Below are 26408 nucleotides of genomic sequence, written 5' to 3' on the forward strand. Positions count from 1 at the left end.
CCCGACCTCTTCTTCGATGGCTTCGATGAAATTCATCAGACGCACCTTTTAGGCATTGCCGATATTGACCACATGCCATGGCTCGGTGGCGCTCAGGCTGTCGCACTCGGCAATCTCCTGATGGCGCTGTCCAAGGGTGACGCGACAATAATCCGTCATCCAATCGAGGCCGCACAGAACGGGGCCTTTCGGCCAGCAACAGCATGGTCAGGCGATAGTCGATGAGCCCCGCCATCCCGGTGATGACGGCCCTTTGCGTCGTCGTCGCTTCTGTATCTGCTCAGTCCTCTGCGGTTTGATCCTTTTGCGCCGCCGCCTGTGCGCCCAGCAGATTTTTGACCGTCGGATAAAAATTTGCCCAAGCCCGCGCAAGAACAGTTGACGCCTCGGGCGCAGTCCTGCCTACTGCCGCCGACCGGACCCGGCCCTACCGGAGAAGACCGTGGACCGGCACGTGTCACGAAAATGTTGCAGATACATGCACATATGCGCGGCACGACCATCCGGAACACCACTTGGGAGATATTCATGAAAAAGATTATGCTGACACTCACCGCGGGCGTCGCGACGACGGCCCTCATGGCCTCGGCGGCCAGTGCGGATACCTTGCGCCTGTTGACCTGGGGCGGTTACGCCCCCGAGAACGTCATCGAGAAATTCGAGGCCGAGACGGGCCACACCGTCGAAGTCACCATGTCCAACAACGAGGAAATGATCGCCAAGCTGCGCGCCACTGGCGGCAGCGGCTTTGACCTTGCCCAGCCCAGCCAGGACCGCATCGCAGGCCCGCAGGCCGAATTCGGCATCTACAAGCCGATGGACCTGAGCCAGATCAACAGCGATCTGTTCATCCCCTCCATGCTGGAGGCGACCAAGCAGAACACCACTGTTGGCGGTGAGGTTTACGGCGTTCCGCATATCTGGGGAACATCGGGCCTCATCGTGAACAGCGCCGAGGCATCGGGCGTGGCTGATTACACCGACCTGTGCGATCCCGCGCTGGAGGGCAAGGTATCCTACCGCCTCAAGCGCCCGACGCTGATCGGTTTCGCCTATTCGATGGGCCTCGATCCCTTCGCCGCCTATGGCGACGAGGCGGCTTATACCGACATCATGAACCAGGTCGAGGCCAAGCTGGTCGAGTGCAAGCCGGTCGTCAAAACCTACTGGGACGGCGGTGATGAGCTGCTCAATCTGGTCCGCTCGGGCGAAGTCGTGGCTGCGATGGCATGGGATACCGGCGGCTGGAAGCTGAACAGCGACAATGCCGACATCAACTTCGTCGCGCCTGCCTCGGGCGCGCTGGGCTGGATCGACACCTTCGTTCTGCCTGCCAAGGGCCAGGCCGATCAAGCCGCATATGACTGGATCAACTTCGTCATGCAGCCCGAAGTGGCGGCGATGATCACCGAATCCGCCGGCAACTTCACCGCCTCGGCGGGCGCGGACGAATTCGCCTCGGATGCGCTGAAGGCCCAGTATCAGGCCAGCTTCCCGCCCGAAGCTGTAGACAACATCAAGTGGTATCCGCCCGTTCCCGCCGGCCTTGAGGCCATCGAAGGCGGCGTTCTGGACCGCGTCAAAGCCGCTCAGTAAGCCTTGCAATCACGGGCGGCCCTCGGCATGAGGGCCGCCCGTTTCTTTACGTTTGGAAATACCCCGCATGACCACGCCCCCCGACCTCGAATGCACCAACCTCACCCGCCGCTTCGGCGAGACTCTGGCGGTCGATGACGTCTCCTTCTCGGTGCCTGCGGGCTCGTTTTTCTCGATCCTCGGCCCCTCGGGCTGCGGCAAGACCACCATCATGCGGATGATCGCGGGCTTTCTCGAGCCAACGTCAGGCGACATCGCGATCAAGGGCAAATCCGTGCTCGACGTGCCGCCCAACAAACGCCCCGTGAACATGGTGTTCCAGCATCTGGCCCTTTTCCCGATGATGAATATCGAGGACAATATCGGCTATGGCCTGCGCCGCGCCGGGGATTCCAAGGCCGAGATCGCCCGCAAGGTGGACAAGGTGCTGGAGCGCATCGGCCTGCCCGGCATCGGCAAGCGCAAGACCGGCGAGCTTTCGGGCGGCCAGAAGCAGCGTGTGGCCATCGCCCGCTGCATGGTGCTGGAGCCGGACGTTCTGCTGCTGGACGAGCCTCTGGGCGCGCTCGACCTGAAACTGCGCGAGCGCATGAAGGTCGAGCTGAAATCGCTGCAGGCCGAGTTTGACACCACATTCGTCTACATCACCCACGACCAGTCCGAGGCGCTGGTCATGTCGGACCGCATCGCCGTGATGAATGCGGGCAAGTTCGAGCAGGTCGGCACCGGGCAGGATCTCTATTACCGGCCCGAAACCGCCTTCGTCGCCAGCTTCGTTGGGGACAGCAACCGGTGGCGCGGCACGGTCGAGCGCACAGAGGGCGACACCGTCGAGCTGCGCACCGAGACCGGGCTGACCATGCGCGCCGCCGCCAAGGGCGCGACCTCCAAGGGCGCGCATGTCGATATCTTCGTGCGCCCCGAGGCGATCCGCATCGGGCGCGCGGCCGCCGATCTGTCCCAATTCGACAACCAGCTTTCGGGCACCGTCGGCAGCCTTCTGTTCAACGGCGCCGCCAGCCGCATCATCGTGACGACCGAGGCGGGCAGCGAGGTGGAAGTGACGCTCCCCCAATCGGGCGAGTTCGCGGATCTTCAGCGCGGCGCGCCCATCCATATCGGCTTTGCCGCGGATCAGGCCAATTGCTTTGCCGCGGGCGGGACGTAGGCGATGGCCAGTAACGCGCGCCTCGGTTTCATCCTCCTGCTCACGCCGCTCTTGTTGTGGCTGTCTCTGCTGATCATCATCCCGCATGTCGACATGCTGATGCTCAGCCTGCGCGAGCGCGTGGGCGTCGGCGAATACGAACCCAGCATCGCGCAATACACCACCATCCTGACCGAGCCGCTTTATATGCGCACGTTTCTCAGGACCGCCGTCATGTCGATCCTCGCCACGCTTATCACCCTGCTGATCGCCTTCCCGGTCTCCTACTACATCGCCAAGATGGTGCGTGGCCGTGCGCGCTCGGTCCTCTTTCTGCTCTGCCTCGTGCCCTTCTGGGTTTCCGAACTGGTGCGCACCTTCGGCTGGATGATCCTTCTGCGCGAGACAGGCGTTATCTCGCAATTCCTGCAATGGTCCGGCATCGTGAGCGGCCCGGTGGAAATGCTCTATAACGATGCCGCCATCATGACCGGCCTCGTCTATACCTCGATGCTCTTCATGGTCGTGCCGCTGGTCACGACGCTCGACAGTCTCGACGATGCGATCATCGAGGCGGGATATGACCTTGGCGGCTCCAGCTGGTCGGTGATGCGCGAGATCGTGATCCCCCACGCGGTGCCAGGCATCGTGTCGGGCTGCATCGTGGTGTTCATGCTCTCCTTGGGCAACTACCTCACCCCCACCATGCTGGGCGGCAAGGACAGCCTGTGGTTCACCGAAATGATCTATTCGCAGTTCATCGTCCGCTTCAACTGGGAGCTGGGCGCAGCCTTCGGCTTCATGCTGCTTGCTGCCTCGTCCTTCATCATCTGGGCGATGCTGCGGCTGACCGGCCAGACGCTGGAAAGGACGATGGGCTGATGATCCCGACCATTCCCACACCCCGTGCGCTCAACGTGATCTGGACGGGCTATGTCGCGCTCTTCTTCGTCTATCTGACGGTGCCGCTGATCGTTGTCGCGGTCTTCGCCTTCAACGACAGCCAGTTCCCGTCGCTGCCGTGGGAAGGCTTCACGCTCGACTGGTTCTTCGGCTCCGAGCGTCCGCGCATCGGCGTCTTTCACGAACGCCAGATCCTCGGCGCCATCGGCACCTCGGCCCTTGTCGGCGCCTGCGTGTCCATCCTCTCGGTCGCCGTCGGCACGTCCAACGCGTTTCTCTTCAACCGCTACAAATTCCGCGGGCGTGGCCTGCTCTACGTGCTGATGCTGCTGCCGCTTGTGGTGCCCGGCATCGTGCTCGGCATCTCGATCCTCGTCTTTTCCTCGACGGCGGCCAATGGCCTCTGGGATATGGCGCAAATCGACGCACAATTCCTGCGCCCCGGCCTCACGCTCGTCATCCTCGGGCAGTTTTCCTTCATCACCACAATCGCGACGCTGGTCATCTCGGCTCGTCTGCAGAAATTCGACCCCTCGCTCGAGGAGGCGGCACTGAACCTTGGCGCAAATCGCCTCACGGCGGTGCGCACCATCACCATTCCTTTTCTCATGCCGGCCATCGTCGGCGCGGGCGTCGTCGCCTTCCTGATGAGTTTCGAGAATTTCAACACGACGCTCATGCTCGTCGGTTCGGACGCGCCGTTGACGATTGCCATGTTCGACCGGCTCAAGGAAGGCTCGACCCCGCTGCTGAACGCGGTGTCGCTCCTCTTGATGATCGGCTCGTCGCTTCTGGCGCTGGTGATGATCGCCTTCCAGCGTCGCGCCTGATCCCGCGCGAAAAAACTGGACTCATGCGCTGCGAGTCCCCAACACTGGCCCCGGACCGGCGCCCCGCGCGCTGCGTGCCCCACCAACAGGAGAGCGCAATGAAAAGCTATATCAAGACCGCAATCGGCGCGGCCGTGGCTGCCGTCATCGGCACCGGCGCACTGGCCGACAAGCTGCAGGACATCATGGATGCCGGCAAGATCGTCGTCGGCGTCAAGAACGACTACAAGCCCTGGGGCTACCTGACCTCGGATGGCGAGCTGGTCGGCCTCGAGATTGACCTGGCCAAGGACGTGGCCGAGCGCCTTGGCGTCGAGGCCGAGTTGATCCCCGTCGTCGCCTCGAACCGCATGGAATTCCTGCAGCAGGGCCAGATCGACCTCATCATCGCCACGATGGGCGACAATGAGAAGCGCCGCGAAGTCGTCGGCATGATCGAGCCCAACTATTACGCGGGCGGCACCAACGTGATCGCCCCCAAGGCCGCGAGCCTCGAGACATGGGAAGATCTGCGCGGCAAGGATGTCTGCGCCCTGCAGGGCGCCTATTACAACCGCCGCGTGACCGAGCTTTACGGCCCCAACCTGGTGGCCTTCGCGGGCATCCCCGAGGTGACATCGGCGCTGCAAAACGGCAGCTGCATCGCGTTCCTTTATGACAACACATGGATCGAGTCGCAGCTGTCCTCGGACGACCAGTGGGCCGAGTACGAAATGCCTTTCGAGACCGAGGACCCGCAGGCATGGGCCATCGCCGTGCCGCTTGAGGATCTGGATACCGCCTATGGGCAGAAGATGTCCGAGATTGTCACCGACTGGCACAAGTCGGGCTACCTGATCGAGCGGAATGAGGCCAACGGCATCGCGCCCAGCCCCTTCCTGCAAGAGCAGCACGACAAACTGCAGTAATTCCAGCGCCGGCCCGGCGGCACCCGCCGGGCCATTCGCACCCAAGGCAAAGGCCCGTCTCTCCGCATGGAATCTCTCGCGCCCCTGATCGACTGGCTTCGGCCCGACTGGCTGCTGGATCTGGTCGTTCTCAGCGACGATTATTACCGTGGCCGCTACATCGCTGGCCTCTGGACCACGATCAAGCTGGCGGTGCTGTCGATCATCTTTTCGCTGATCGTCGGCATCATCGGCGCCGCCGTGCAGGGCGCGCCCTCGCGCACGCTGCGGGTTCTGGTCGGTGCCTTCGTCGCGTTTTTCCGCAATACGCCGCCGCTTGTGCAGCTCTATTTCTTCTATTTCGCCATCGGCACCGTGCTGCGCATTACCGGCGAGAACGGGCTGCCGCAGCCTCTGGTCAGCAATTTCGGCTGGGCGGTGATCGCCCTCTCGCTCTTTGCCGGCGCGCTCAATACCGAGATCTTCCGCGCGGGCATCGAGGCCGTGCCGCGCTCCACCGTCGAGGCCGCCGAGGCGTTGGGATACACGCGCCTTCAGATCTACCGCGAGATCGTGCTGCCGCTGGCCATCCGCATTTCGCTCCCTGCGCTGGGAACGAACCTCGTCAACCTCGTCAAGACGACGACGCTGGCCTATGCCATCGCCGTGCCCGAGCTGCTCTATGTCTCGGCGCAGATCTGGTCCGAGGATCTGAACGTGCGCGAGATGATGAACGTGCTGCTGATCTCCTACGTCGGCCTCGTCGCCGTGCTGGTCTGGGTGCTGCACCGCTGGGAAAAGGTCCTGCGCATTCCGGGGTATGGCGAATGAGGACGGTTGCCCACTCACCGACGCCCGGAATCAAGCGCGCAGCGCGCCGGGCGAGCGCCGGCCCGTTCCGGCGGGCTGGCGCTTTGGCCACCGCGCGCGCCGCATGCGGGATGGACGGACTTGGCCGGTATAAAGCGCACAGAACTGCCGTTGCAGCGCCACCCCACGGGCCAACGCCCGCCCTCCGGTCCGCCCGGACGCGAGCCACACCATGATCCATCAGCCTGCCAAAATCCGCGGCGCCCTCCCGGTCCTGCACCCGATGCGCATCCGCCCCGAGCCGTTGCCGCTGGCCGAGCGCATCCTGAACCCCTGGACAGCCACCGCGCTCCTCCTTGCGCTGGCTTATATCCTCATCTCCCCCGCCTTTGCCCAAGACGGCGCCGAGGGACGCGAGAGCATCGTCTCGATCCTTCTCGAATGGACGCCCACCCTCGCGGGGGGCTTCGGCTTCAACGTGCTCATCTCGATCATGTCGATGGCGATCGGCACCGTGCTGGGCGTCATCCTCGGTGTGCTTCAGGTCTCACCCTTCCGGCCCATCCGCAGCATCGCCTGGCTCGTCACGCAGTTCTTCCGCAACTCGCCCTGGCTGGTGCTGCTGTTCTACTGCATCCTGCTGATCCCCTTCCAGATCGAGATCGGCGAGACGACCATTCCCTTTCCCGGCTGGATCAAGGCGACCATCGGCCTGTCGCTGCCGGTCATGGCCTATATGTCCGAATACATGCGCGGCGCGATCCTCTCTATCCCGACGGGCCAATGGGAATCGGCCGAATCCCTCGGCTTCACCCGCCGCCAGATCATGACGGACGTGATCCTGCCGCAGACGGTCAAGCGCGTGCTGCCCTCCTGGATGAACCTCTACGCCGTGCTGACCATGGCGACGCCGCTCGTGTCGATCATCGGCATCAGCGACGTGATGACCCTCACCCGCGCCGCCCTCAGCGCCGAGGGGCGGGTGGATCTGCTGATCCCGATGTATCTCTACATCCTCAGCTGGTTCTTCATCTACTGCTACCCGATCAGCGCCGCCACGCGGCGGCTCGAGCGCAAATTCTCGGTGAACACATGAGCGAGGCCCCCATGACCTGGACCCCCGACCAGCCCATCGTATCGCTGAAGGACGTGCACAAGTCCTTCGGCCCGACCGAGGTGCTGCGCGGCGTCAGCCTCGACGTAATGAAGGGCGAGGTGATCTGCATCATCGGCCCCTCGGGTTCGGGCAAATCGACCCTGATCCGCTGCATCAACGCGCTGAACGACATCCAGAAGGGCTCGATCACCGTCGAGGGGCTGGAGGTGAATGACCCCCAACTCGACAAGCTGGCGCTGCGCAAGAAGGTCGGGATGGTGTTCCAGCAATACAATCTCTTCCCGCACAAGACCGCGCTGCAGAACGTGATGATGGCCCCCATAAAGGTGCTGCGCCAGAACCGCGCGGACGTCGAGGCGCGCGCCCGCAAGCTGATTGCCAAGGTGCGGCTGGAGGGCAAGGAAGACGCCTATCCCGGCGAGCTTTCGGGCGGCCAGCAACAGCGCGTCGCCATCGCGCGCAGCCTCGCGATGAACCCCGACGTGATGCTGTTCGACGAGGTGACGGCGGCGCTCGACCCCGAGACGGTCAAGGAGGTGCTGACCACGATCAAGGATCTGGCCGCCGACGGCATGACCTGCATCCTCGTCACGCACGAGATGGGCTTCGCGCGCGAGATCGCCGATTGCATCTATTTCACCGATCGCGGCGTCATCGTGGAATCCGGCCCGCCCGCGACGTTCTTCGACAATGCGCAGGATCCCCGGACGCAGCAATTTCTCAGCCAGATCCTCTAGCGCCATGACCCACAGCAACGCCGCAGCCTCGCCGAACGAAGCCTAGGTCGCGGCGCGCACAGGCCGAGATCGCCGCCGATGACGGGGTACTGTGCCGGCGTGATCTTCGAAACGTGTTGATCCGTACGGCGGAGCCGCTCAGCTGTCCTCTGGACTGTTCCAAGGCAATGGAACAACCATGCGCCTTCGTGGTTGATGCGCAGTGACAAGGACCGCAGCATGACCGCCGAAGATACTCACCCCAGCCCGCCGCGGATCTGCGTTCTGATGAACGCCGGATCCGGCAAACGCGATGCAACCCGCGCGCGCACCCGGATCGAAGCGGCCTTTGCCGAAGCAGGCATAGCCGCCGAGATCCGCAAGCTGGGCAAGGGCAATCAGATCCAAAGGGCGGCACGAGAGGCCATCAAGGATGGCTTTGAGATCATCGTGGCGGCGGGCGGCGACGGCACCATCGCCGGGATCGCGGGCGTGCTGCAGGGCAGTGGCGTGACCATGGGGATCATCCCACTGGGCACGTTCAACTATTTCGCACGCTCCCTCGACATCCCCGAGGACGCGGCCGAGGCGGCCAAGCTGATCACCGGCGGCGCGCCGCGCGGCGTGCGCATCGGTTCGATCAACGGGCGCACGTTCCTCAACAATGCCAGCCTCGGGGCTTATCCCGCCATCCTGCGCACCCGCGAGGAGACGTATCGCAAATGGGGCCGCAGCCGGATCGCCGCCTATTGGTCGGTGCTGGTGACGCTGGCGACCCTGCGCAAGCCTTTGCGTCTGACGATTGAAACGGACGGCCATAGCAGCACCCACCGCACCCCGCTGGCCTTTGCGGTGAACAACGCCTTTCAGCTGCGCCAGATGGGGCTGGAGGGTGAAGAGCACATCGCTCAAGGGCATCTGGCCCTCTTTGTTGCGCCCGATACCGGACGCTGGGGCATGATCAAGAACGCCCTCGCGCTGGCCGTGGGCCGCGCGCAGCGTGACGTGCAGTTTCAGTTGATCGCGGGCCGCCGCATGACCATCGAAGCCAAGCGCAGCCCCCGCGATGTCGCCTGCGATGGCGAGCGGGCGCGGATGCGCGCGCCGTACACGCTGGAGGCCATCGAAGGCGAGCTGACCGTGATCGTGCCCGAAGCGCGGCAGGATGGCACGCGGTGATCGCCCGCCGCATCATCCATCTGTCCGACCTGCATTTTGGACGCGCCCGCCCCGAATTGCTGAGGCCGCTCATCGACGAGGTGAACACGCTGGCCCCGGATCTGGTCGCCATTTCCGGCGATCTCACACAGCGCGCCCGCTCGGCCCAGTTTCGCGAGGCGCGAGACTTCATTGAGGCGCTGAAGGCCCCCGTGCTGGTAGTGCCCGGCAATCATGACATCCCGCTGCATAATCCGGTCGGGCGTATCCTGCGCCCTTGGCGCAACTATCACCGCATCATCGGCACGGATCTGGAGCCGAAATACAGCGATGACGGGATGGTTGTTCTGGGCGTCAATACCGTCAACCGCTTTGCCCATCAAAGCGGAAGCTTCAGCCGCGCCGCCCTTGCGCGGGCAGAGCAGGCATTCAAAGAGGCAGGCGCGCGCACGCGCATCATCGTGGCGCATCACCCGCTGGAGCAGCGCCCGAGCGACACCAAAAGGCCCACGCGCGGCGCGAACCGTGCCGTTGATCGTCTGGCAGAGCTGGGCACGGACATCATCCTGACCGGGCATCTGCACAGCTGGCGCGCCGAGCTTTTTGCGTCTCGCAGTGGGCGGCGCGGCGTGCTTCAACTGCATGCGGGAACGGGCCTGTCGACCCGTCTGCGTGGGGAGGAAAACGATTTCAATCTGATCGACGCAGCACCGCAAGCCATAACCGTAACGCGCTATGCCGCGGGCGCGGGCGATGCAGGTTTTGCCCCCGTGACGCGCCGCCATTTCGCCTCGGATGATGCGGGCGGCTGGGCCGCGCTGCCCGCGCCGCTGCGCTGACTTGCACTCGGGCTCTCGCGCGCCCACCTAAGATGCAACACGCCGGCCAAGGAACCCTACCAATGCGCTACTCCGTTCTCGATCTCGCGCCCGTCCCAGACGGGCAGGACGCCCGCACCGCCATCGCCAATTCCGTGGCGCTGGCCAAGGCTGCCGAGGGCTGGGGGTATCACCGCTACTGGTTGGCTGAGCATCACAACATGCCCGGCATCGCCAGCGCCGCCACATCGGTGCTGATCGGCCATATCGCGGATGCCACCCGGACCATGCGCATCGGGGCAGGGGGCATTATGCTGCCCAACCACGCGCCTCTGGCGATTGCCGAGCAGTTCGGCACGCTGGCCACCATTCATCCGGGCCGTATTGATCTGGGTCTTGGCCGCGCGCCCGGTGGCGATATGGCCGTCGCCCGCGCCCTGCGCCGCGGGCTGGAGCAGGACCGTTTTCCGGAGGATGTGATGGAGCTGATCCATTACCTCGGAGACGCGCGCCCCGGCGCACCCGTGGCCGCGCATCCCGGGCAGGGCACCCATGTGCCTGTCTGGATCTTGGGCAGCAGCCTTTACGGCGCGCAATTGGCCGCGCATCTGGGCCTCCCTTATGCCTTCGCCTCGCATTTCGCGCCCGATGCGCTGGACCAGGCGGTCGAGATCTACCGGGACCGGTTCGAGCCGTCCGAGCATTTGGAGCGGCCCTATTTCATGCTGGCCGCCAACGTCTTTGCCGCCGAGACCGACGCCGAGGGTGCGCGCCTGCGCAGCTCGATGCAGCAGGCTTTCGCCAATCTGCGCACGGGCAAGCCCGGCAAGCTGCCCGCGCCGGTGGATGATATCGAGGCGGTGATCGGCCCGGACATGACGCGCATGGTGAACCACGCACTGCGCGTCACGGCGACGGGTAGCAAAACATCCGTGCGCGCCGCCCTTTCCGAGATGCAGGCGCGTTATGCACCGGATGAATTGATCCTGACGGGCCAGATCCATGATCCCGGCGCTCGGCAGCGGTCCTTCCAGATCGCCGCCGAGGTCCTGTCGGACATGGCCGAGGCCAAGGCAGCCTAGCTGCTGGGGCAGGCGGCCCCGGCGTCGATCCACGCTTGGGTCAATTCCCCAAAGCGTTCCTGACTGCCCGGCGCAGGCTCGCGCCCCTCGCCCGGCTCCCACCCCCAGCCGACGAGGCCATCATTGGCGTTGTGGTCATGCAACTCGGCCAAGCTGCGCCCGCCATTGCGCTCGGGGTCTTTGATCTGCGCGCAGATCTCGGGCAGGGTCAGCCCGATCCATCCCATCGAGATGGGCGCCAAATGCCAAGGCGCATGGCCGGGCACCGATCCTTGGGCGCCGACATATTCGACATTCTCGGCGCCATGGCAGGTGCTGCACCGCATGCCCGTGGCGCCGAACCCGCCCTGCCCGCGCACCACTGGCGGCTGATGCAGGGCCAGATCATCGCCTTGACGCGGTGTGCCATCGACCGGGTGACAGTTCAGACAGCGCGGATGCTGCAAAACCTTGCCCATCTCGGTAAAGATCGCGGCCGAGCGTTCGGCATCGTCCGTGATCGCGGCGAAGCTGTCCGGCGCAGCCAGATCTTCGGCAAAGGCGGGCAGGGCCACGAAGGGCAGGGCAATCAGGGTTTTCACAAAATACCGCATCACACAGCCCCCCGCGCAAAGGGCAACCTGTAAGGCATCTTGCCCGTCAGCGCGCGCCACGCATTGGCGACGGCGGGCGCGATGGGCGGTGTGCCCGGCTCGCCCACGCCCGTCGGGTCCGCATCGCTTTGCAGGATCGATACTTCGATTTCCGGCATCTCGTTTATCCTCAGCATTGGGTAGGTGTCGTAATTGGCCTGCTCGACGCGGCCTCCCTCACCCAGCGTGATCTCGTCATGCAGGATCGCGCCAAGGCCAAAGCCGATGCCACCTTCCATCTGGGCGCGCACGACGTCCGGTGTCACGGCGAGGCCGCAATCAATAGCGCACCAGACGCGGGTGACGTGGGGCATGCCGCCCCGGTCCTCGACCTGCGCGATCTGCGCGACGTAGCTGCCAAAACTGCGCACCACGGCGACGCCCATGCGGCTGTCGCCCATGCCGGGGCCGGACCATCCGGCCATTTCGGCCACACGTTGCAGCACGGCGGCATCGCGGGGCCGGTCCTCGCGCATCAGGGCAAGGCGGCCCTCGACCGGATCGCGCCCGGCCGCTTGCAGCACCTGATCGAGAAACGTCTCGACCGCGTAGGCCGTATGCGTATGCCCGACCGAGCGCCACCAGAGGGTCGGCACGCCGCCCTGCATCTGTGCCCAGCTGAGACGGCTGTTCGGCAGATCATAGGGCAGATCGTTTGACCCCTCATAGGCGGTCGGGTCCAGACCGTCTTTCATCATCATCGCAAAAGGCGTGTCCGCGATGATCGACTGGTTCGCGACGGTGTTCAGCCAGCCGGTGATATTGCCATCCGCGTCCAGCCCCGCCTTGAGGTGGTGCGCCGTCAGCGGGCGATAATAGCCCACCTGCATTTCATTCTCGCGGGTATAAACCAGCTTGTAGGCGCCGGGCCCGGCGGCCTTGGCGACATGCGCAAGCTCGGCAGCGAAATGGCTGTCGGGTGTGGCGCGGCGGCCAAAGCTGCCCCCCGCATACATCGTGTGCATTTCTATCGTGCTCGACTCAATGCCCAGAACGCCGCCCATCGTCTGGCGGCTGATGGTGGGGATCTGCTCGCCGGCCCAAACTTCGGCGCCGTCCTCGCGCAGTTCGATCACGCCGTCCAGCGGCTCGAGCGCGGCATGGGCGAGATAGGGAAAGAGGTAATCGGCCTCGATCACCTGCGCCGAGTTTTCCAGCGCGGTATCGATATCGCCTTCGGCCTCGACCACCTTGGCGGACTTCCGCGCCGCCTCGGCAAAGGTGCGGGCGATTTCGTCCGACGACCGGGTCTCGGCGCCGCTTTCGTCCCATTGCACAATCACGGCATCACGGCCTTTGAAGGCGGCGTAAGTATTGGCGCCAGAGACGGCGATACCGGACGGCACCTGACGGACGGCATTCACGCCGGCGATTTTCAACGCGGCACTATCGTCAAAGGAGGCCACCGTCGCCCCGAATTTGGGCGGATGGACCATGGCGACGACCTGCATGCCGTCCCGCATCACGTCGATCGAAAATTGCGCGCTGCCGTTCGATTTGGTTTCGGCATCAAGCCGCGTGACACCTTCGCCGCCGATCAACGTAAATTCGGCGGGATCCTTGAGCGCCGGATTTTCGGGCACCGGCATCCCTGCCGCCGCCTCGGCCAACGCGCCAAAGCCCGAGGATTGCCCGCTGCCCTCATGCGCCACGACGCCCTTTGACACGGTGATCTCGCCCGCAGGCACGCCCCACTGCTCCGCAGCAGCGGCCACCAGCATCGCGCGCGCCGCGGCGCCCGCTTGCCGCATCGTCATGTAGCTGTTCGACAGGCCCGTGGAGCCGCCCGTGCCCTGCACGCCGAAGGCGGTGTTGACGTAAAGGCTGGGATCGACGGGCGCCTGCTCGGCCCGCATCTGGGACCAGTCGGCGTCCATCTCCTCGGCCACGAGGATGGGCAGGCCGGTGTTGGCGCCTTGCCCGATCTCGATATGCTTGACCAGAACGGTCACTGTGTCGTCGGGCGCGATGCGCACGAAGGCATTGGGCGCAGAGCCATCCTCGGCCACGCTGGCGCGGGCCTTGGGGGCCAGATACATGCCCAGGATCAGACCGGCGGATCCGGTCAGAAAGCCGCGGCGCGTAGGGCGCGGGGTGGTGAGTGATTTGAGGCTCGGATGCATGGCTTAGCCCTCCAGACTGTCTGAGGCCTGGCGGATCGCCTGGCGGATACGGGCATAGGTCGCGCAGCGGCAGACATTGCCGCCCATCGCGTTGTCGATGTCCTCATCGGTGGGTTTCGGGATCTCGCGCAAAAGGGCGGTGGCCGAGACGACCTGCCCCGATTGGCAATAGCCGCATTGCGGCACGTTGATATCCACCCAAGCGGCCTTGACCGCCTCGGCCTCGGGGCCGTCCAGCGCCTCGATGGTCCGGACATCGGCGCCTTCGAGCGTGCCGATGGGGGTGACGCAAGAGCGCTGTGTCATGCCGTCCAGCATGACGGTGCAGGCGCCGCATTGCGCGATGCCGCAGCCAAACTTGGTGCCGGTCAGGCGCAGCTCATCGCGCAGCGCCCAAAGCAGGGGCATATCGGGATCGGCATCCAGCGTGACGGGTTTGCCGTTTACGGTAAGTGAAATGGCCATTGGGGTTTCTCCTCGGGCGTGTGCGACGAAACGTAGCACGGCCCGAGGGGATTGCGACCTGTCCAAGCGTCAAGATAGGAGGTCTTGCCCGTATCCCTCTGCGCTCAGCTGCCTTTTTTCTTGGGGCCCAGCCGCGCGATCAAGGCGAAAAAGAGCGGGACAAAAAGAACGCCCAGCACCGTCGCCGTGATCGTGCCCGACAGCACGCCCGACCCGATGGCCGTCCGCCCGCCCGAGCCTGCGCCGGTGCTGAGCACCAGTGGCAGAACGCCCAGCGAGAAGGCCATGGAGGTCATCAGGATGGGGCGGAAACGCTGACGCGCCGCGTCGACGGCGGCCTCGAAGATACCCTCGCCCGCCTCGCGTTTGTCCCGCGCGAATTCCACGATGAGGATCGCATTTTTCCCCGTAAGGCCGATGACGGTCAGGAGGCCGACCTGAAAGAAGACGCCATTTTCGAACCCGCCCAGATACGCGCCGCCCAATGCGCCGACGACGCCAATCGGCATCGCCAGCATGACCGCGAAGGGAATGGACCACGATTCGTATAGAGCGGCGAGCGCAAGGAAGATCGCGGCCAGCGACAGGCCGTAAAGAAGCGGCGCCTGGCTGCCCGATTCCTGCTCTTCCAACGACAGGCCCGTCAGCGAGATCTGAAAGCCGGGTGGCAATTGCTCGGCCAGCCGCTCGATCTCGGCAATCGCCTCGCCGGTCGAAACGCCCGGCACGGGCGAACCCTGAATTTGCATCGAGGGCACGCCGTTGTAGCGATTGACGCCTTGGGGGCCATAATCCCACCCGGCATCGACGAAGTTGGAAAACGGCACCAGCCCGCCATTGGCGTTGCGCACGCGCCATTTCTCGATATCGGACGGCACGGCGCGGGCATCGGGCTCGCCCTGCACATAGACACGCTTGATGCGCCCGTCATCGACGAAATCGTTGACGTATTGCCCGGCCCATGCGGTGCTGAGCAGCGCACCGACATCGGTCGCGCTGACGCCCATCGCACCCGCGCGGCGCCAGTCGATATCGAGGTTGAACTGCGCCGCATCCTCCAGCCCCGAGGGCCGCGCGCTGGCGATCAGGGGGCTTTCGGCGGCCATGCCCAGCATCTGGTTCCGCGCCTCCAAAAGCTGCTCGTGACTTTGGCCGCCGCGCGCCTGGATGTAGAAGTCAAAGCCCGATACGTTGCCCAGCTCGATCACCGAAGGCGGCACGATGGGGAAGACCTGCGCGCCCTGGATCTGGCTGAACGCGCCAAAGGCCCGGCCCGCCAGCGCCTGAACGCTTTGGCCCTCGGCCTCGCGTTCTTTCCAGTCCTTGAGACGCACAAACGCGAGGCCAAGGTTCTGGCCCTGACCCGCAAAGCTGAAGCCCGCGATGCCATAAACGCTCTGCACCATCTCGCTTTCCTGGGTGAGGTAGTAATCCTCGACCTGCTTGACCACATCCAGCGTCTGCTCGGCCGTGGTGCCGGTCGGCCCTTGAATGAGGGTAAAGAGGATGCCCTGATCCTCTTCGGGCAAGAAGCCCTGCGGTGTGCGCATGAAAAGGCCAACCATCACCGCGACGAGTGCCAGATAAACGATGCCCACGCGGAACGGGCGCCGCACAATCCAGCTGACGCTGCCCGCGTAGCCGCCGAGCAATTTGTCAAAGCCTGTGTTGAACCAGCCGAACGGGCCGCGGCGCGGCGCGTCGTCATGTTTGGCCTTCAGAAGGCTGGCGCAGAGGGCGGGGGTCAGTGTCAGCGCCACGACCACGGACAGCACCATGGCCGAGATGATCGTCACCGAGAACTGTTTGTAGATGACGCCGGTCGAGCCTGGAAAGAACGCCATCGGCACAAACACCGCCGACAGGACCACCGCGATGCCGATCAGCGCGCCTGTGATCTCGTCCATCGACTTGCGTGTAGCTTCCTTTGGTGGCAGGCCCTCCTGCTCCATGATGCGCTCGACGTTCTCGACCACGACGATGGCGTCATCAACCAGAAGGCCGATGGCCAGAACCATCGCCAGCATGGTCAGCGTGTTGATCGAAAACCCCATCAGCGACAGCACCCCGAACGTGCCCAGAAGGACCACAGGCACCGCCAGCGTCGGAATCAGCGTGGCGCGCAGGTTTTGCAAGAAGAGGTACATGACAAAGAAAACGAGGATGATCGCCTCGACCAGCGTCTTGATCACTTCTTCGATCGAGATTTCGACGAAGGGTGTCGTGTCGTAAGGGATCACGTATTCAATCCCGTCCGGGAAGAACTGCGCAAGTTCCTCGACGCGGCTTTCTACCGCCGAGGCGGTGTCCAGCGCGTTCGCGCCGGGTGCAAGGCTGATGGCAAGGCCCGAGGCCGCCTGCCGATTGAAGCGCGAGATGGTGCCGTAGTTTTCGGCGCCGATTTCGACACGCGCGACATCGTTGATCAGGACAAGTCCCCCGTCGGTTTCGGCACGGATCACGATCTGGCGGAAGTCCTCGGGCGTGGTCAGCAGCGATTGCGCGGTGATCGTGGCGTTCAGCACCTGCCCGTCCACCGCGGGCCGCGCACCGAATTCGCCCGCCGAGATCTGGGCGTTCTGCGCCTGTACGGCGCGTGTCACGTCGGCGGGGGTCAGCTCGAACGCGGCCAGCTTGGCGGGGTCCAGCCAGATCCGCATCGCATATTGCGCGCCAAAGACACGCACGTTGCCAACACCGTCGACACGGCTCAGCTCGTTGACCATGTTGGTCTCAAGATAGTCGCCCAAATCGGTTGCATCATAGGCGCCCGAGTCCGAGATCAGCGCGATCACCATCAAAAAGCCTGACGAGGATTTCTGCACCGTCACACCCTGCCGCTGCACCGGCTCGGGCAACAGGGCGGTGGCCTGCGCTAGTTTGTTCTGTACTTGCACCTGTGCGATGTCGGGGTCTGTGCCCGTCTCGAAGGTCAGAGTGATACTGGTGCCGCCCGCACTGGTCGAGCTGGATGAGATATAGCGCAGCCCATCTAGGCCGGTCATCTGCTGCTCGATCACCTGGGTGACGGTATTGGCGACCGTCTCGGCGCTGGCGCCGGGATACGCCGCGTTGACCGACACTGTCGGCGGCGCGATTTCGGGATATTGCGCGACCGGCAGCGTGACGATCGAGAGCACGCCGATCCCCATGATGAAGATCGAAATGACCCAGGCAAAGATCGGTCGGTCGATAAAGAAACGGGCCATGCGTGGGGCGCTCCGGTCAGGATCGGGTCAGGCGTGCTGCGGCGCGGGGCCGCATCACTCGGTTGGCTGTTCTGCGGTGTCTTCGGCGCTGGCCCCATCTTGGGGCTCGGCCTCGGGCGCTGCGCGCTCTTCGGGCGTTACGGTCGCGCCGGGGGTGGCCTTTTGAAGGCCGGTCACGACAACGCGGTCTCCATCGGTCAGCCCGTCCGAGACCACCCATTCCTGTCCGCGATCCTGCAAAACGGTCAGCACGCGCTGCTCGACCACATTGTCGGCGCCGACCACCAGCGCGGTCGGCTGGCCGCGCCGGTTGCGGCTGACGCCCTCCTGCGGGACCAGGATCGCGCCTTGCGCGACGCCGCTGGGCATCTCGGCCTGCACATACATGCCGGGCAGCAGCAGCTTTTCGGGGTTGGCGAATTCGATGCGCAGCACGACCACGCCGGTCAGAGGATCGACCACCGGCTCGGCGGCAGTCAACATGCCGGTTTGATCGAACACGCTGCCATCGGCGAGCGTCAGTTCAACCTCTTGCGGCCCGTCCGCGTCGATGCGCGCGCCGCCATTGCCGCGGCGAAAGGCCAGCAGCTCGGAGGCCGATTGCGTCACGTCCACATAAACGGGGTCGATGTTGCGCACCGTCGCCAGCGGCGATTGCTGACTGGCCGTCACCAGCGCACCGGGGCTGACCATCGAGCGCCCGATCTCGCCCGAAAGGCGGGCGCGGATCTCGGTGCGGTCAAGCTCGATCTCGGCCGATTGCAATTGCGCCTCGGCGACCTGGAGCGACGCGATGGCCCCGTCCCGTGCGGCGATGGCGCTGTCCAGCGCTTGCTCGCTGACCACGTTGCGCTCGGACAGCGTTTCCAGCCGCCCCGCCTCGCGTTCGGTCGCCTTGACCTGCGCCTGCGCCTGCGCGACGGCGGCGCGGGCTTGTGCGACGGCGGCGTCATAGCTGGCCGGGTCGATCCGGTAGAGCACATCGCCCGCCTCGACGCGGCCCCCCTCGTCAAAGAGCCGCTCGGTGATGATGCCGGCCACCTGGGGACGCACCTCGGCCTCGGCAGAGGCAACGACACGGCCCGGCAAGGTCGTGGTCAGGCCAACATCGCTGGCGCGCACGGTTACGACCGTGACCGCAGGGGGCGGACGCTCACCCTGCTGGGCAAGGGCGGGCGCGGCCACGACCAGCGCCAGGAAAGCCGCGGCAAGGCGGCACATAATTTTCGGGTTCTGCATCAGATCAGGGGTCCAATCGGCGTCGCGTGCGAGTTGGCCAGAGCATAGGCCAAACCGAACGGTTCACAAGGGGCGCCGGCACGGCGCGCCATGACCGGTTGGCGCGCGGGATCCGCGCCGCGCGCCGGGCATTGGACGTCAGCCGCGGTTCAGAGCCTGCGCCATGCAGTGAATGCCGCCGCCGGTCTTCGAGATTTCTGCCGTATCGATCGCCGCCACCTCGAAGCCACGCGCGCGCAGATTGTCCACCAGCACCGTCGACGCTTTGGGCGCGATCACCTTGCCATTGCCGAGGCTCATGACGTTGCAGCCGAGATTCATCGTGTCGCGGAAGGGAACGTCGATGATCTCGTGGCCCTTGCCCTTCAACCAGTCCACGATCCACGGATCGGTGCAATCAAGGCAGACCGCCGTCAGCTTCTCGGCGATGGGCACGACCATCAGGTCGATATGGACGTAATACTCGTCGATAAAGGCCAGCTTGACCTCCCAGCCCTCGTCCTCGAACCAGCCGGCGACCTGCCGCGCGCCCGCCTCGTTGGTGCGCGCGCCGCCGCAGCCGATCAGTACGACACCCTCTTCGATCACATTGAAATCGCCGCCCTCAAAGGTGCCGGCGGTCACCATGTCGTAGATCGGGATGCCAAGGCGTTCATAGGTGCGGATCGCCGCGTAATTCTCGCCCCGGCGCCACCACTGGGACATCGCCGTAATGATCGCGCCGTAGGGCGTCATGACGGACGAATCGCGCGCGTAGACCTGCATAGGCAATTCTGGCTCGGGCGCATGCATCTGCACCTTGACGCCGAAATGCTCGTAGGCGGCGACCATCTCGGCGTGCTGAGATTGCGCCACCTGGATGTTGCAGGGGTTCTCGCGCAGGTGCTTGGACGACAGGCTGCTGGTCGATAGGTGTTTCAGATGCGCGGGCGAGCCGAGCAGGACATGGCTAAGCGCGCCGGTCTCGTTCGGTAGGTGCCAGTGCTGCATCGGGGCCGTGCCGCCGCCGCGCTTGCGGCGCTGGAGCGTGAAGTCTGATTTGGTCTGGTCGAGCATGTGGTTTCTCCTTGTTCAGGCGTCGGGCATGGCGGACGGTATCCACCAATCGCGCCCGCGCGGGGTGTCGATATATTCGGGCCAGCGGAAGTGAATGGGCGGGTCGTAGTCACAAAGCGGGGCAAGCCATTTCGAGCCGCCAACGCCGCCGCCCGTGCGGTCCTTGAATTCGGCCATTGCGGCGTCGCGCGCGACTTGGTCCTCCAGCAGGCGCAACGCCGAGAGGGCGCAGACGCGCGCCGCCGTGCGCACCATCGGGTCGATCGTGGCGGGAATGCCGCCCATCGCGTTCATCACCCAATTGGGGTAGGGCGCGCCGCCCGATTTCAGCGCGGGCCGCGCGATATAGAACCGCGCGAGCGGGGCGTGCCAGCTCATGTCGGTGTAGTCGTCGCTCGTGCTGTTCAGCTGGCTGGGCGGCAGATCGCGGCGCAGGATCTCCTCTGCGTCTCGCGGGGCAATGAGGCGGCTCATCTCGCTGATAAACGGCTCTGACATGGGCTTTAGGCCCACATTCTTCTGGATCTCGCGCGCGATCTGCTTGGCCTCGTCACCCCATTCCGGTGCGCCCGCCTCTTGCAGCGCGTCCCAGACGACATTGGCCATCGCATGGTTCGCCAGACCGGGGCGGGATTTGCAGACCCAGTGGCGCTCCCACCGGCAGCCGGTCATCTGTGCGACGGCGCCTGCATTGCGGTCCAGCATGGCGGTCACTTGCTCGGCCATCTCGACGGTCGGCGTGCGCATCATGTATTGCAGCTCGGCCAGCCCGGCGGGCTGGTTGTCCGCTGTCGCCTGCCCGGCGGTCAGGATCGCCTCGCTGATCGACCAGCCGCCTTGGTGGGGCAGCATCGATTCGCGCAAAGCTTTGGACAGGGAATACATCTGCACCAGCGCCTCGGAGGCGCCGGGCGCTCGGATGGCGCTGTGCGATTGCGGGATCGGCGCGCCATCGCCCGCGCCCCAAGCCTCGGGCCCATCGCAGATGAAGCGGTAGATCATCGAGTATGCCGCGCCGCAATGCGTGTCCCAGCGCACGGTGTTGCACATGGGCAGCATGTAGAACGGGTGAAAGGACAGCATTCCCGCCAGCCCATCGTAATAGCCCGCAGCCGCGTGAATGGGCTTGGAGCCGCGCACCTTTTCCGCCGGCTCACCGGTAAAGCGCAGCCCGCCGGGGATACCCTTTGCCTCCATCGCCGCCTTGGTCGCCAGAAGGCCACCGAACGCGCCGATACCAAGTCCCGAATGCGGATCGGTATGCCCGCCCGCCTGATAGCCCAGCCCCTCGCGCGGGGCACGGTGGGTGGCGGCGGCCTGACAATTGCCGGGAATCGCGTCGTATTCGGCATACATGCCGATCACTGGGCCACCCCCGTTCGACCATTCGGCACAAAAGGCGGTAGGCATTCCGGCGCTGCCTTCCTCGACGGTGAAGCCCTCGGCGCGCAGCCGCGTCACATACCATTCGGCCGAGCGATATTCGCGCCACGCCGTCTCGCCATAGTGAAAGATCGTGCTGCACCATTCCGACAGCTCGGGCATCCGGGCATCGACCACGCCAAGGGCGTGGGTCTGGGCGTCTGTCAGGGTCATGCGCGTCCTCCTTGGAGCAGAGTTAGCCAGCGGCGGGGCGCGCATCATAGTGAAACCTTTTCCTTGCATCGGCAAAAATTGCTCACCTTACTTGTCGCAATGACCCTTCAAGGAGCCGCCGATGTCCCGCATCCCCTCGACCCAGGCCCTGCGCGCGCTGGAATGTTTTGCGCGGCACGGCACCGTCTGGGCCGCCGCGGACGAGCTGAACCTGACGCGCAGCGCGGTCAGCCACCAGCTGCGCCTTTTGGAGCGTGATCTGGGCTTCACGCTCTTCAACCGTGTCGGCACCCGGATCGAGCTGACGCCGCGCGGGCGTGCCTATGCGGGCGACGTGCGCGGCGCGCTCAGCGCCATCGCCGGATCGGCGGCGCGCAATGCGGGGCACGGGCTTTCTGGCACGCTGACCATCAGCTGTACGCCCGGCTTCGCCGCTTTCTGGCTGGCGCCGCGTATCGGCGCGTTTCGCAGTATTTGCCCCGATGTGGATATCAGGATCGTCACGCCCCGGCGCCTCGATGATGTCAGCAATCCGGCCGCGGATCTCTTCATCGCCTTTGGCAGCGGCAAGATGCAGGGGGTCGAGGTCGAGCTGCTGCAACAGGTCGAGTTCGCGCCGCTGATTTCGCCCAGCCTGGCCAACCGGCTGGGCGGTCTCGAATCCGCGCAGGACGTCTTGCGCGCGGATCTGCTGCATCTGGATGACAATACCGATTGGCGGCGCTGGCTTCAGGCGGCGGGATTGCCGACCGAAGCGGCAGAGAAAGGCCCCGTATTCAGCGACATGAACCTTGTTTATGCCGCCACGATCGCGGGGCAGGGCGTGTCCATGGGAGATGTCATCATCGGTAATGCCGCGATGGAAGCGGGGCAGCTGATCCGCGTGGGGGATGTGCGCATCGCCTCGCCCGATGCCTATTATATGTGCACGCCGCCGCAAAAGGCGGATCTGGCTCCGGCGCTTGCCTTTCGGCAATGGATCATGGCGGCCCTGCCGCGGCGCACCCGTTAGGCCTGCGCACCCTTTGGCAAATGATATTTGCCGTTAGCGCGAAAACAATTCGTTTGTGCCGGGCCGCGCGCCGCCTCTACGCTTTGGCGTCAAAGGGAGCGTGGAATGACGGTAGCGACGCGGGCGGCAGAAATCGGCGTAAAGGGGATCGGAAAGGATTTCGGCACCTTCACCGCGCTTGACGACATCTCGCTGACAGTCGGGCGTGGCGAGTTCCTGACCCTTCTCGGCCCCTCGGGATCCGGCAAGACCACTTTTCTCATGCTGCTGGCGGGGTTCGAGGACGCAACGCGCGGCAGCATGACCCTCGACGGGCAGGACATGACCCGCGTGCCCGCCGAAAAGCGCGGCTTCGGCATGGTGTTTCAGGGCTATGCGCTGTTTCCGCATATGACAGTCGAGCAGAACATCGCCTTTCCGCTCAAGGTGCAAAAGCGGCCCGCGCGCGAGATCAAGGCGCGCGTTTCGGACATTGTCGAGATGGTCGGCCTCGGCGGGCATGGCCACAAGCGGCCCGCGCAACTATCGGGCGGTCAGCAACAGCGCGTGGCGCTGGCCCGTGCGCTGGCCTGCGAGCCGCCCGTGATGCTGCTGGACGAGCCATTTTCGGCGCTGGACAAGAACCTGCGCGGCCAGATGCAGGACGAGGTGCGGCGCCTCCACCGCGAGACGGGCACGACATTCGTCTTCGTCACCCATGACCAATCCGAGGCCCTGGCCCTGTCGTCTCGCGTCGCCATTTTCGAGGCGGGCAAACTGCAACAGATCGCACCCCCGCGCGAGGTGTATGAGCGGCCGGAAAACCGCTTCGTTGCCGAGTTTCTGGGCGACATCAACCTGCTGCCTTTGAGGGACACGATGCGCGACGGGGACATGCTGCGCGGCACATTCGCCGGGCGCACATTGCGCGCGCCGGGGCATGAGAACGGGCAAACGCTGGCCGTGCGGCCCGAATACATGAGCCTTGGCCACAGCCAGCCGGGCAGCGGCAACGCGATTCCGGCGAAAGTCACGGACCTCACCTATCTGGGCGCCGAGACGCGCATCGACCTGCGCGGGCCCGAGGGCACCGACATCGTGCTGACCCATGCCTCGGGCGATCTGCCACCGGACCTCGCCCCCGGCAGCGACATCTGGGCCAGCTGGCCCGAGCAGAAGGGCTTCCTTCTGTGAGTGAATGACCAACAAGGGAGAATGATAATGAAACAGAATCAGACATTTACCGACGATCAGCTGGAACTTCTGGCCCAGAAGGCGCGGACCGGCAAGATCAGCCGCCGCAAATTCGCGCAGCTGGGCGCGGCCCTTCTGGGCACTGCCGCACTGGCCAGCCGCGGTGCGCCAGTGCTGGCGGATGACGGGCAGATCGTCTTTGTCAGCTGGGGCGGCGACGCCGTCGATGCCTATGACGACGCCTATGGCAAGCCGTTCGAGGAGGCGACGGGCATTCGCGTGCGCCAGGACGGCTCGGGCCCGACCGAGGGCGCGATCCAGGCCCAGTTCGAGAGCGGCAGCCCCAGCTGGGATATCGTCGATGCCGATGCCTTTTCCGCCGAGACGCTGGGCAAGAAGGGCATGATGGAGCCGATCGACTACAGCGTGGTCGACAAGTCCAAGACGCGCGAAGGCTTCGGCTGGGAATACGCGGCCTCGAGCTATTTCTTCAGCTATATCATCGCCTATGACGCCACCAAGTTCGGCGACAATCCCCCCACCTCGATGGCAGATTTCTTTGACACCGAGACATATCCCGGCAAGCGGTCCATGTACAAATGGGGCGCCGGCATGTGGGAGGCGCTCTTGATGGGTGACGGCGTCGCGCAGGCGGATCTCTACCCGTTGGATATCGAGCGCGCCCATGCCAAGCTGCAGGACTTCAAAGAGCATGTGATCAGCTTCTGGGGCAATGGCGCCGAGAGCCAGAGCCTGATGCTGGACGGCGAGGCGTCAATGGCGCTGATCTGGTCCACGCGCGCGCGCCTTCTCGATCAGGACACCGATGGCGAGGTCAGCTTCATCTGGCAGGACGGCATCCTGTCGCCCGGCACGATGGCGGTGATCAAGGGCAATCCCGGCGGCGCCGACGCGGCGATGAAGTTCATCGCCTCCGCGCAGGACCCGGAAAAGCAGCTGGTCATGTTCGACATGCTGAGCCAGGGCCCCGCCAACCCGGCGGCCGATGATCTGATCCCCGAGGATCAGCGCAAATACAATCCCGTCGCGCCCGACAACTTCGCCAAGCAGATCCCGCTGGATGTGGCCTGGTACGAGGAAAATTATGGCGCCGCGCTGGACGAGTATCTGGCCATCATCTCGGCCTGATCCGGCCTGACACTTTCGGCCCGTCCTGCACCTGCGCCGGGCGGGCCACCTGACCTCGGGGACGCCCATGATCCGCCCATCCCGCTCCTTGATCCTTCTGGCGCCGCTGCTGGCGTTTTTGGCGCTGGCCTATGTGCTGCCGTTTCTGGGCGTCATCGGGTGGAGCGTTACGCTGCCCCAGCCCGGCATTCAGAATTACACCACCGCCTTGAGCGATCCGCTGATCCTGTCGGTCTTCTGGCGGACCTTGCGCATCTGCGCGATCGTCACGGTGATCTCGGTCGTTATGGGCTACATCCTCGCGCTTCTGTGGGTGCGCGGCACGCCGCTGGTGCGGACCCTGACCGAGCTGTGCGTCCTGATCCCCTTCTGGATTTCGGTCCTTACCCGCGCCTTCGGCTGGCTGGCGCTTCTGTCCAGCCGCGGCTTGCTGAATGGCTGGCTGGAGGGAATGGGCATCATCGACGATCCCCTGCGCCTGGTGCGCAACGAATTTGGCGTGATCGTCGGCATGGTGCATTTTATGATCCCCTTCGCGGTCTTCCCGCTTGCCTCGGCCATGCGCAGCGTGGATGAGCGCGTCTTGATGGCAGCGAGAGGGATGGGCGCGGGGCGCACGCGCATCTTTGCCCAGGTCTTCGTGCCGATGACGGCGGCGGGCCTCATGGGCGCGGCCCTGCTGGTCTTCGTCTTTGCCATCGGCTTCTTCATTACGCCCGCAATCCTCGGGGGCGGGCGCAGCGTCATGGTGGCCGAGATGATCTATCTACGCATCTTTCAGTCGCCCGATTGGGGGCTGGCGGCGGCGGTCAGCGTGATCCTGATGGTCGCGATCTCGGCAGCGCTGGCGCTACTGCTGAAACAGCTCAGCCCCAAAGGTGCCCGATGAGCATCCTGCGCCCCGGCCCGCTGGCCATCATCCTTGCCGCGCTGACCGGCCTCTTCATGCTAATGCCGCTGCTGTCGGTGATCCCCGTATCCTTCACGCCCAAGCGGTTTCTGTCGGTCCCCACGGACGAGCTGTCGCTGCGCCATTACCGCACGTTGATCGAGGATCGTGAGTGGATCGAGGGGATCTGGCTGTCGCTGCGTGTGGGCGTCTTGTCGGCGGGGATCGCCACGGCGCTGGGCACGGTCTTCAGCCTCGGGATCTGGATGTTCCGCCCGCGCTTTGCGGGGCTGCTGATGGGCATCGCCCTTCTGCCCATGGTGGCGCCACCAGTGGTGTCGGCGCTGACTCTCTACTTCTTTTTGATCACGCTGACGCAGATGAACGACGTGATCGCCTATGACACGATGCTGGGCGTCGTTCTGGCGCATTCGGTGATGATCGTGCCCTTCGCCGTGGTGCTTGTCTCAGTTTCGCTGGCGCAGGTCGACCGGCGCATGGACCTTGCGGCGCGCGCGATGGGCGCGTCCCTTGGCACGCGGGTCTTCAAGGTGATCCTGCCCAACATCAAGTTCGGCGTGATCGCGTCGTTTTTTCTGACCTTCGTGCTGTCGTGGGAAGAGATTGCCGTGACGATCTTCATCACCTCGGTCGATGCGGTCACGCTGCCGCGCCTCATGTGGCAGGGCCTGCGCGACAATATCGACCCGGCGATCGCCGCGATTTCCGTTGTGCTGATCGTGATCGTCGCGGCGGTGGTGGTGGGCCGGGCGATCTGGACGGCGGCAAGGGCGCGCTGAG

Annotated in this window: 23 protein-coding genes; 16 read left to right on the forward strand and 7 right to left on the reverse strand. The window is 64.8% G+C overall.

Translation table 11 applies throughout. The annotated features are described in order from the left end of the window. Positions 1-540: 540 nt before the first annotated feature. The 11 genes from BW975_RS01700 to BW975_RS01750 all read left to right on the forward strand — a co-directional run bounded on the left by BW975_RS01700 (position 541) and on the right by BW975_RS01750 (position 11064). Positions 541-1596: an extracellular solute-binding protein gene (locus tag BW975_RS01700; RefSeq protein WP_418314322.1), complete on the forward strand. Its 1056-nt coding sequence runs from the start codon at positions 541-543 to the stop codon at positions 1594-1596. A gap of 67 nt (positions 1597-1663) precedes the next feature. After that, positions 1664-2764, forward strand: coding sequence for an ABC transporter ATP-binding protein (locus BW975_RS01705; protein ID WP_076530430.1), 1101 nt, complete (start codon positions 1664-1666; stop codon positions 2762-2764). Positions 2765-2767: 3 nt separating this feature from the next. Further along, positions 2768-3625, forward strand: a complete 858-nt coding sequence (locus BW975_RS01710; protein WP_076530432.1) for an ABC transporter permease — start codon at positions 2768-2770, stop codon at positions 3623-3625. Further along, the gene (locus BW975_RS01715; protein WP_076530434.1) at positions 3625-4476 is read left to right on the forward strand and encodes an ABC transporter permease; all 852 of its coding nucleotides are present in this window, start codon (positions 3625-3627) and stop codon (positions 4474-4476) included. The genes BW975_RS01710 and BW975_RS01715 overlap by 1 nt, the downstream gene beginning before the upstream one ends. A 98-nt stretch (positions 4477-4574) precedes the next feature. Next, entirely contained in the window at positions 4575-5384 is an 810-nt protein-coding gene (locus BW975_RS01720) for a transporter substrate-binding domain-containing protein (RefSeq protein WP_076530436.1), read from the forward strand. Positions 5385-5450: 66 nt separating this feature from the next. Continuing rightward, positions 5451-6194, forward strand: coding sequence for an amino acid ABC transporter permease (locus BW975_RS01725; protein ID WP_076530438.1), 744 nt, complete (start codon positions 5451-5453; stop codon positions 6192-6194). A gap of 211 nt (positions 6195-6405) precedes the next feature. Next, a complete protein-coding gene (locus BW975_RS01730) occupies positions 6406-7269 on the forward strand; it encodes an amino acid ABC transporter permease (protein WP_076530440.1) in 864 nt (287 codons plus the stop codon). Between the two features lie 11 nt (positions 7270-7280). Next, positions 7281-8027 carry an amino acid ABC transporter ATP-binding protein gene (locus BW975_RS01735; RefSeq protein ID WP_076530442.1) on the forward strand — a complete coding sequence of 249 codons (747 nt, stop codon included), beginning with the start codon at positions 7281-7283 and terminating at the stop codon, positions 8025-8027. Positions 8028-8246: 219 nt separating this feature from the next. Next, positions 8247-9185: a diacylglycerol/lipid kinase family protein gene (locus BW975_RS01740; RefSeq protein ID WP_076533281.1), complete on the forward strand. Its 939-nt coding sequence runs from the start codon at positions 8247-8249 to the stop codon at positions 9183-9185. Then, positions 9182-10003 carry a metallophosphoesterase family protein gene (locus BW975_RS01745; protein WP_244512545.1) on the forward strand — a complete coding sequence of 274 codons (822 nt, stop codon included), beginning with the start codon at positions 9182-9184 and terminating at the stop codon, positions 10001-10003. Before BW975_RS01740 ends, BW975_RS01745 begins: the two co-directional genes overlap by 4 nt. A 62-nt stretch (positions 10004-10065) precedes the next feature. After that, complete coding sequence (locus tag BW975_RS01750) at positions 10066-11064, forward strand: LLM class flavin-dependent oxidoreductase (protein WP_076530443.1); 999 nt, start codon at positions 10066-10068, stop codon at positions 11062-11064. Here the strand turns inward: BW975_RS01750 and BW975_RS01755 are convergent. The 7 genes from BW975_RS01755 to BW975_RS01785 all read right to left on the reverse strand — a co-directional run bounded on the left by BW975_RS01755 (position 11061) and on the right by BW975_RS01785 (position 21384). Then, entirely contained in the window at positions 11061-11657 is a 597-nt protein-coding gene (locus BW975_RS01755; protein WP_076533285.1) for an Isoquinoline 1-oxidoreductase subunit, read from the reverse strand. The two genes, BW975_RS01750 and BW975_RS01755, sit on opposite strands and share 4 nt — an antisense overlap. Then, entirely contained in the window at positions 11657-13819 is a 2163-nt protein-coding gene (locus tag BW975_RS01760) for a xanthine dehydrogenase family protein molybdopterin-binding subunit (protein ID WP_076530445.1), read from the reverse strand. The genes BW975_RS01755 and BW975_RS01760 overlap by 1 nt, the downstream gene beginning before the upstream one ends. A 3-nt stretch (positions 13820-13822) precedes the next feature. Then, on the reverse strand, positions 13823-14284 hold the full coding sequence (locus BW975_RS01765) for a (2Fe-2S)-binding protein (RefSeq protein ID WP_076530448.1): 462 nt from the start codon (positions 14282-14284) through the stop codon (positions 13823-13825). Positions 14285-14388: 104 nt separating this feature from the next. Then, a complete protein-coding gene (locus BW975_RS01770; protein ID WP_076530450.1) occupies positions 14389-17493 on the reverse strand; it encodes an efflux RND transporter permease subunit in 3105 nt (1034 codons plus the stop codon). A 54-nt stretch (positions 17494-17547) separates the two neighbouring features. Continuing rightward, positions 17548-18732, reverse strand: a complete 1185-nt coding sequence (locus tag BW975_RS01775; protein ID WP_076530452.1) for an efflux RND transporter periplasmic adaptor subunit — start codon at positions 18730-18732, stop codon at positions 17548-17550. Between the two features lie 138 nt (positions 18733-18870). After that, on the reverse strand, positions 18871-19788 hold the full coding sequence (locus tag BW975_RS01780; RefSeq protein WP_076530453.1) for a dimethylarginine dimethylaminohydrolase family protein: 918 nt from the start codon (positions 19786-19788) through the stop codon (positions 18871-18873). 15 nt (positions 19789-19803) lie between these two features. After that, positions 19804-21384: a zinc-binding metallopeptidase family protein gene (locus tag BW975_RS01785; RefSeq protein WP_076530455.1), complete on the reverse strand. Its 1581-nt coding sequence runs from the start codon at positions 21382-21384 to the stop codon at positions 19804-19806. A 121-nt stretch (positions 21385-21505) separates the two neighbouring features. On the opposite strand from BW975_RS01785, the gene BW975_RS01790 reads away from it, so the two are divergent. The 5 genes from BW975_RS01790 (at position 21506) to BW975_RS01810 (ending at position 26407) form a co-directional block, all read left to right on the forward strand. Further along, the gene (locus tag BW975_RS01790) at positions 21506-22396 is read left to right on the forward strand and encodes a LysR substrate-binding domain-containing protein (RefSeq protein ID WP_076530457.1); all 891 of its coding nucleotides are present in this window, start codon (positions 21506-21508) and stop codon (positions 22394-22396) included. A gap of 105 nt (positions 22397-22501) precedes the next feature. Continuing rightward, positions 22502-23569, forward strand: a complete 1068-nt coding sequence (locus BW975_RS01795; RefSeq protein ID WP_076530459.1) for an ABC transporter ATP-binding protein — start codon at positions 22502-22504, stop codon at positions 23567-23569. Between the two features lie 27 nt (positions 23570-23596). Further along, positions 23597-24718, forward strand: a complete 1122-nt coding sequence (locus BW975_RS01800; RefSeq protein ID WP_076530461.1) for an ABC transporter substrate-binding protein — start codon at positions 23597-23599, stop codon at positions 24716-24718. Positions 24719-24785: 67 nt separating this feature from the next. Beyond that, entirely contained in the window at positions 24786-25607 is an 822-nt protein-coding gene (locus BW975_RS01805) for an ABC transporter permease (RefSeq protein WP_076530463.1), read from the forward strand. After that, a complete protein-coding gene (locus BW975_RS01810; RefSeq protein ID WP_076530465.1) occupies positions 25604-26407 on the forward strand; it encodes an ABC transporter permease in 804 nt (267 codons plus the stop codon). Before BW975_RS01805 ends, BW975_RS01810 begins: the two co-directional genes overlap by 4 nt. The last annotated feature ends 1 nt before the right edge of the window (position 26408 follow it).

The organism is Roseovarius nanhaiticus (assembly GCF_900156535.1).
Taxonomy (GTDB): domain Bacteria; phylum Pseudomonadota; class Alphaproteobacteria; order Rhodobacterales; family Rhodobacteraceae; genus Roseovarius; species Roseovarius nanhaiticus.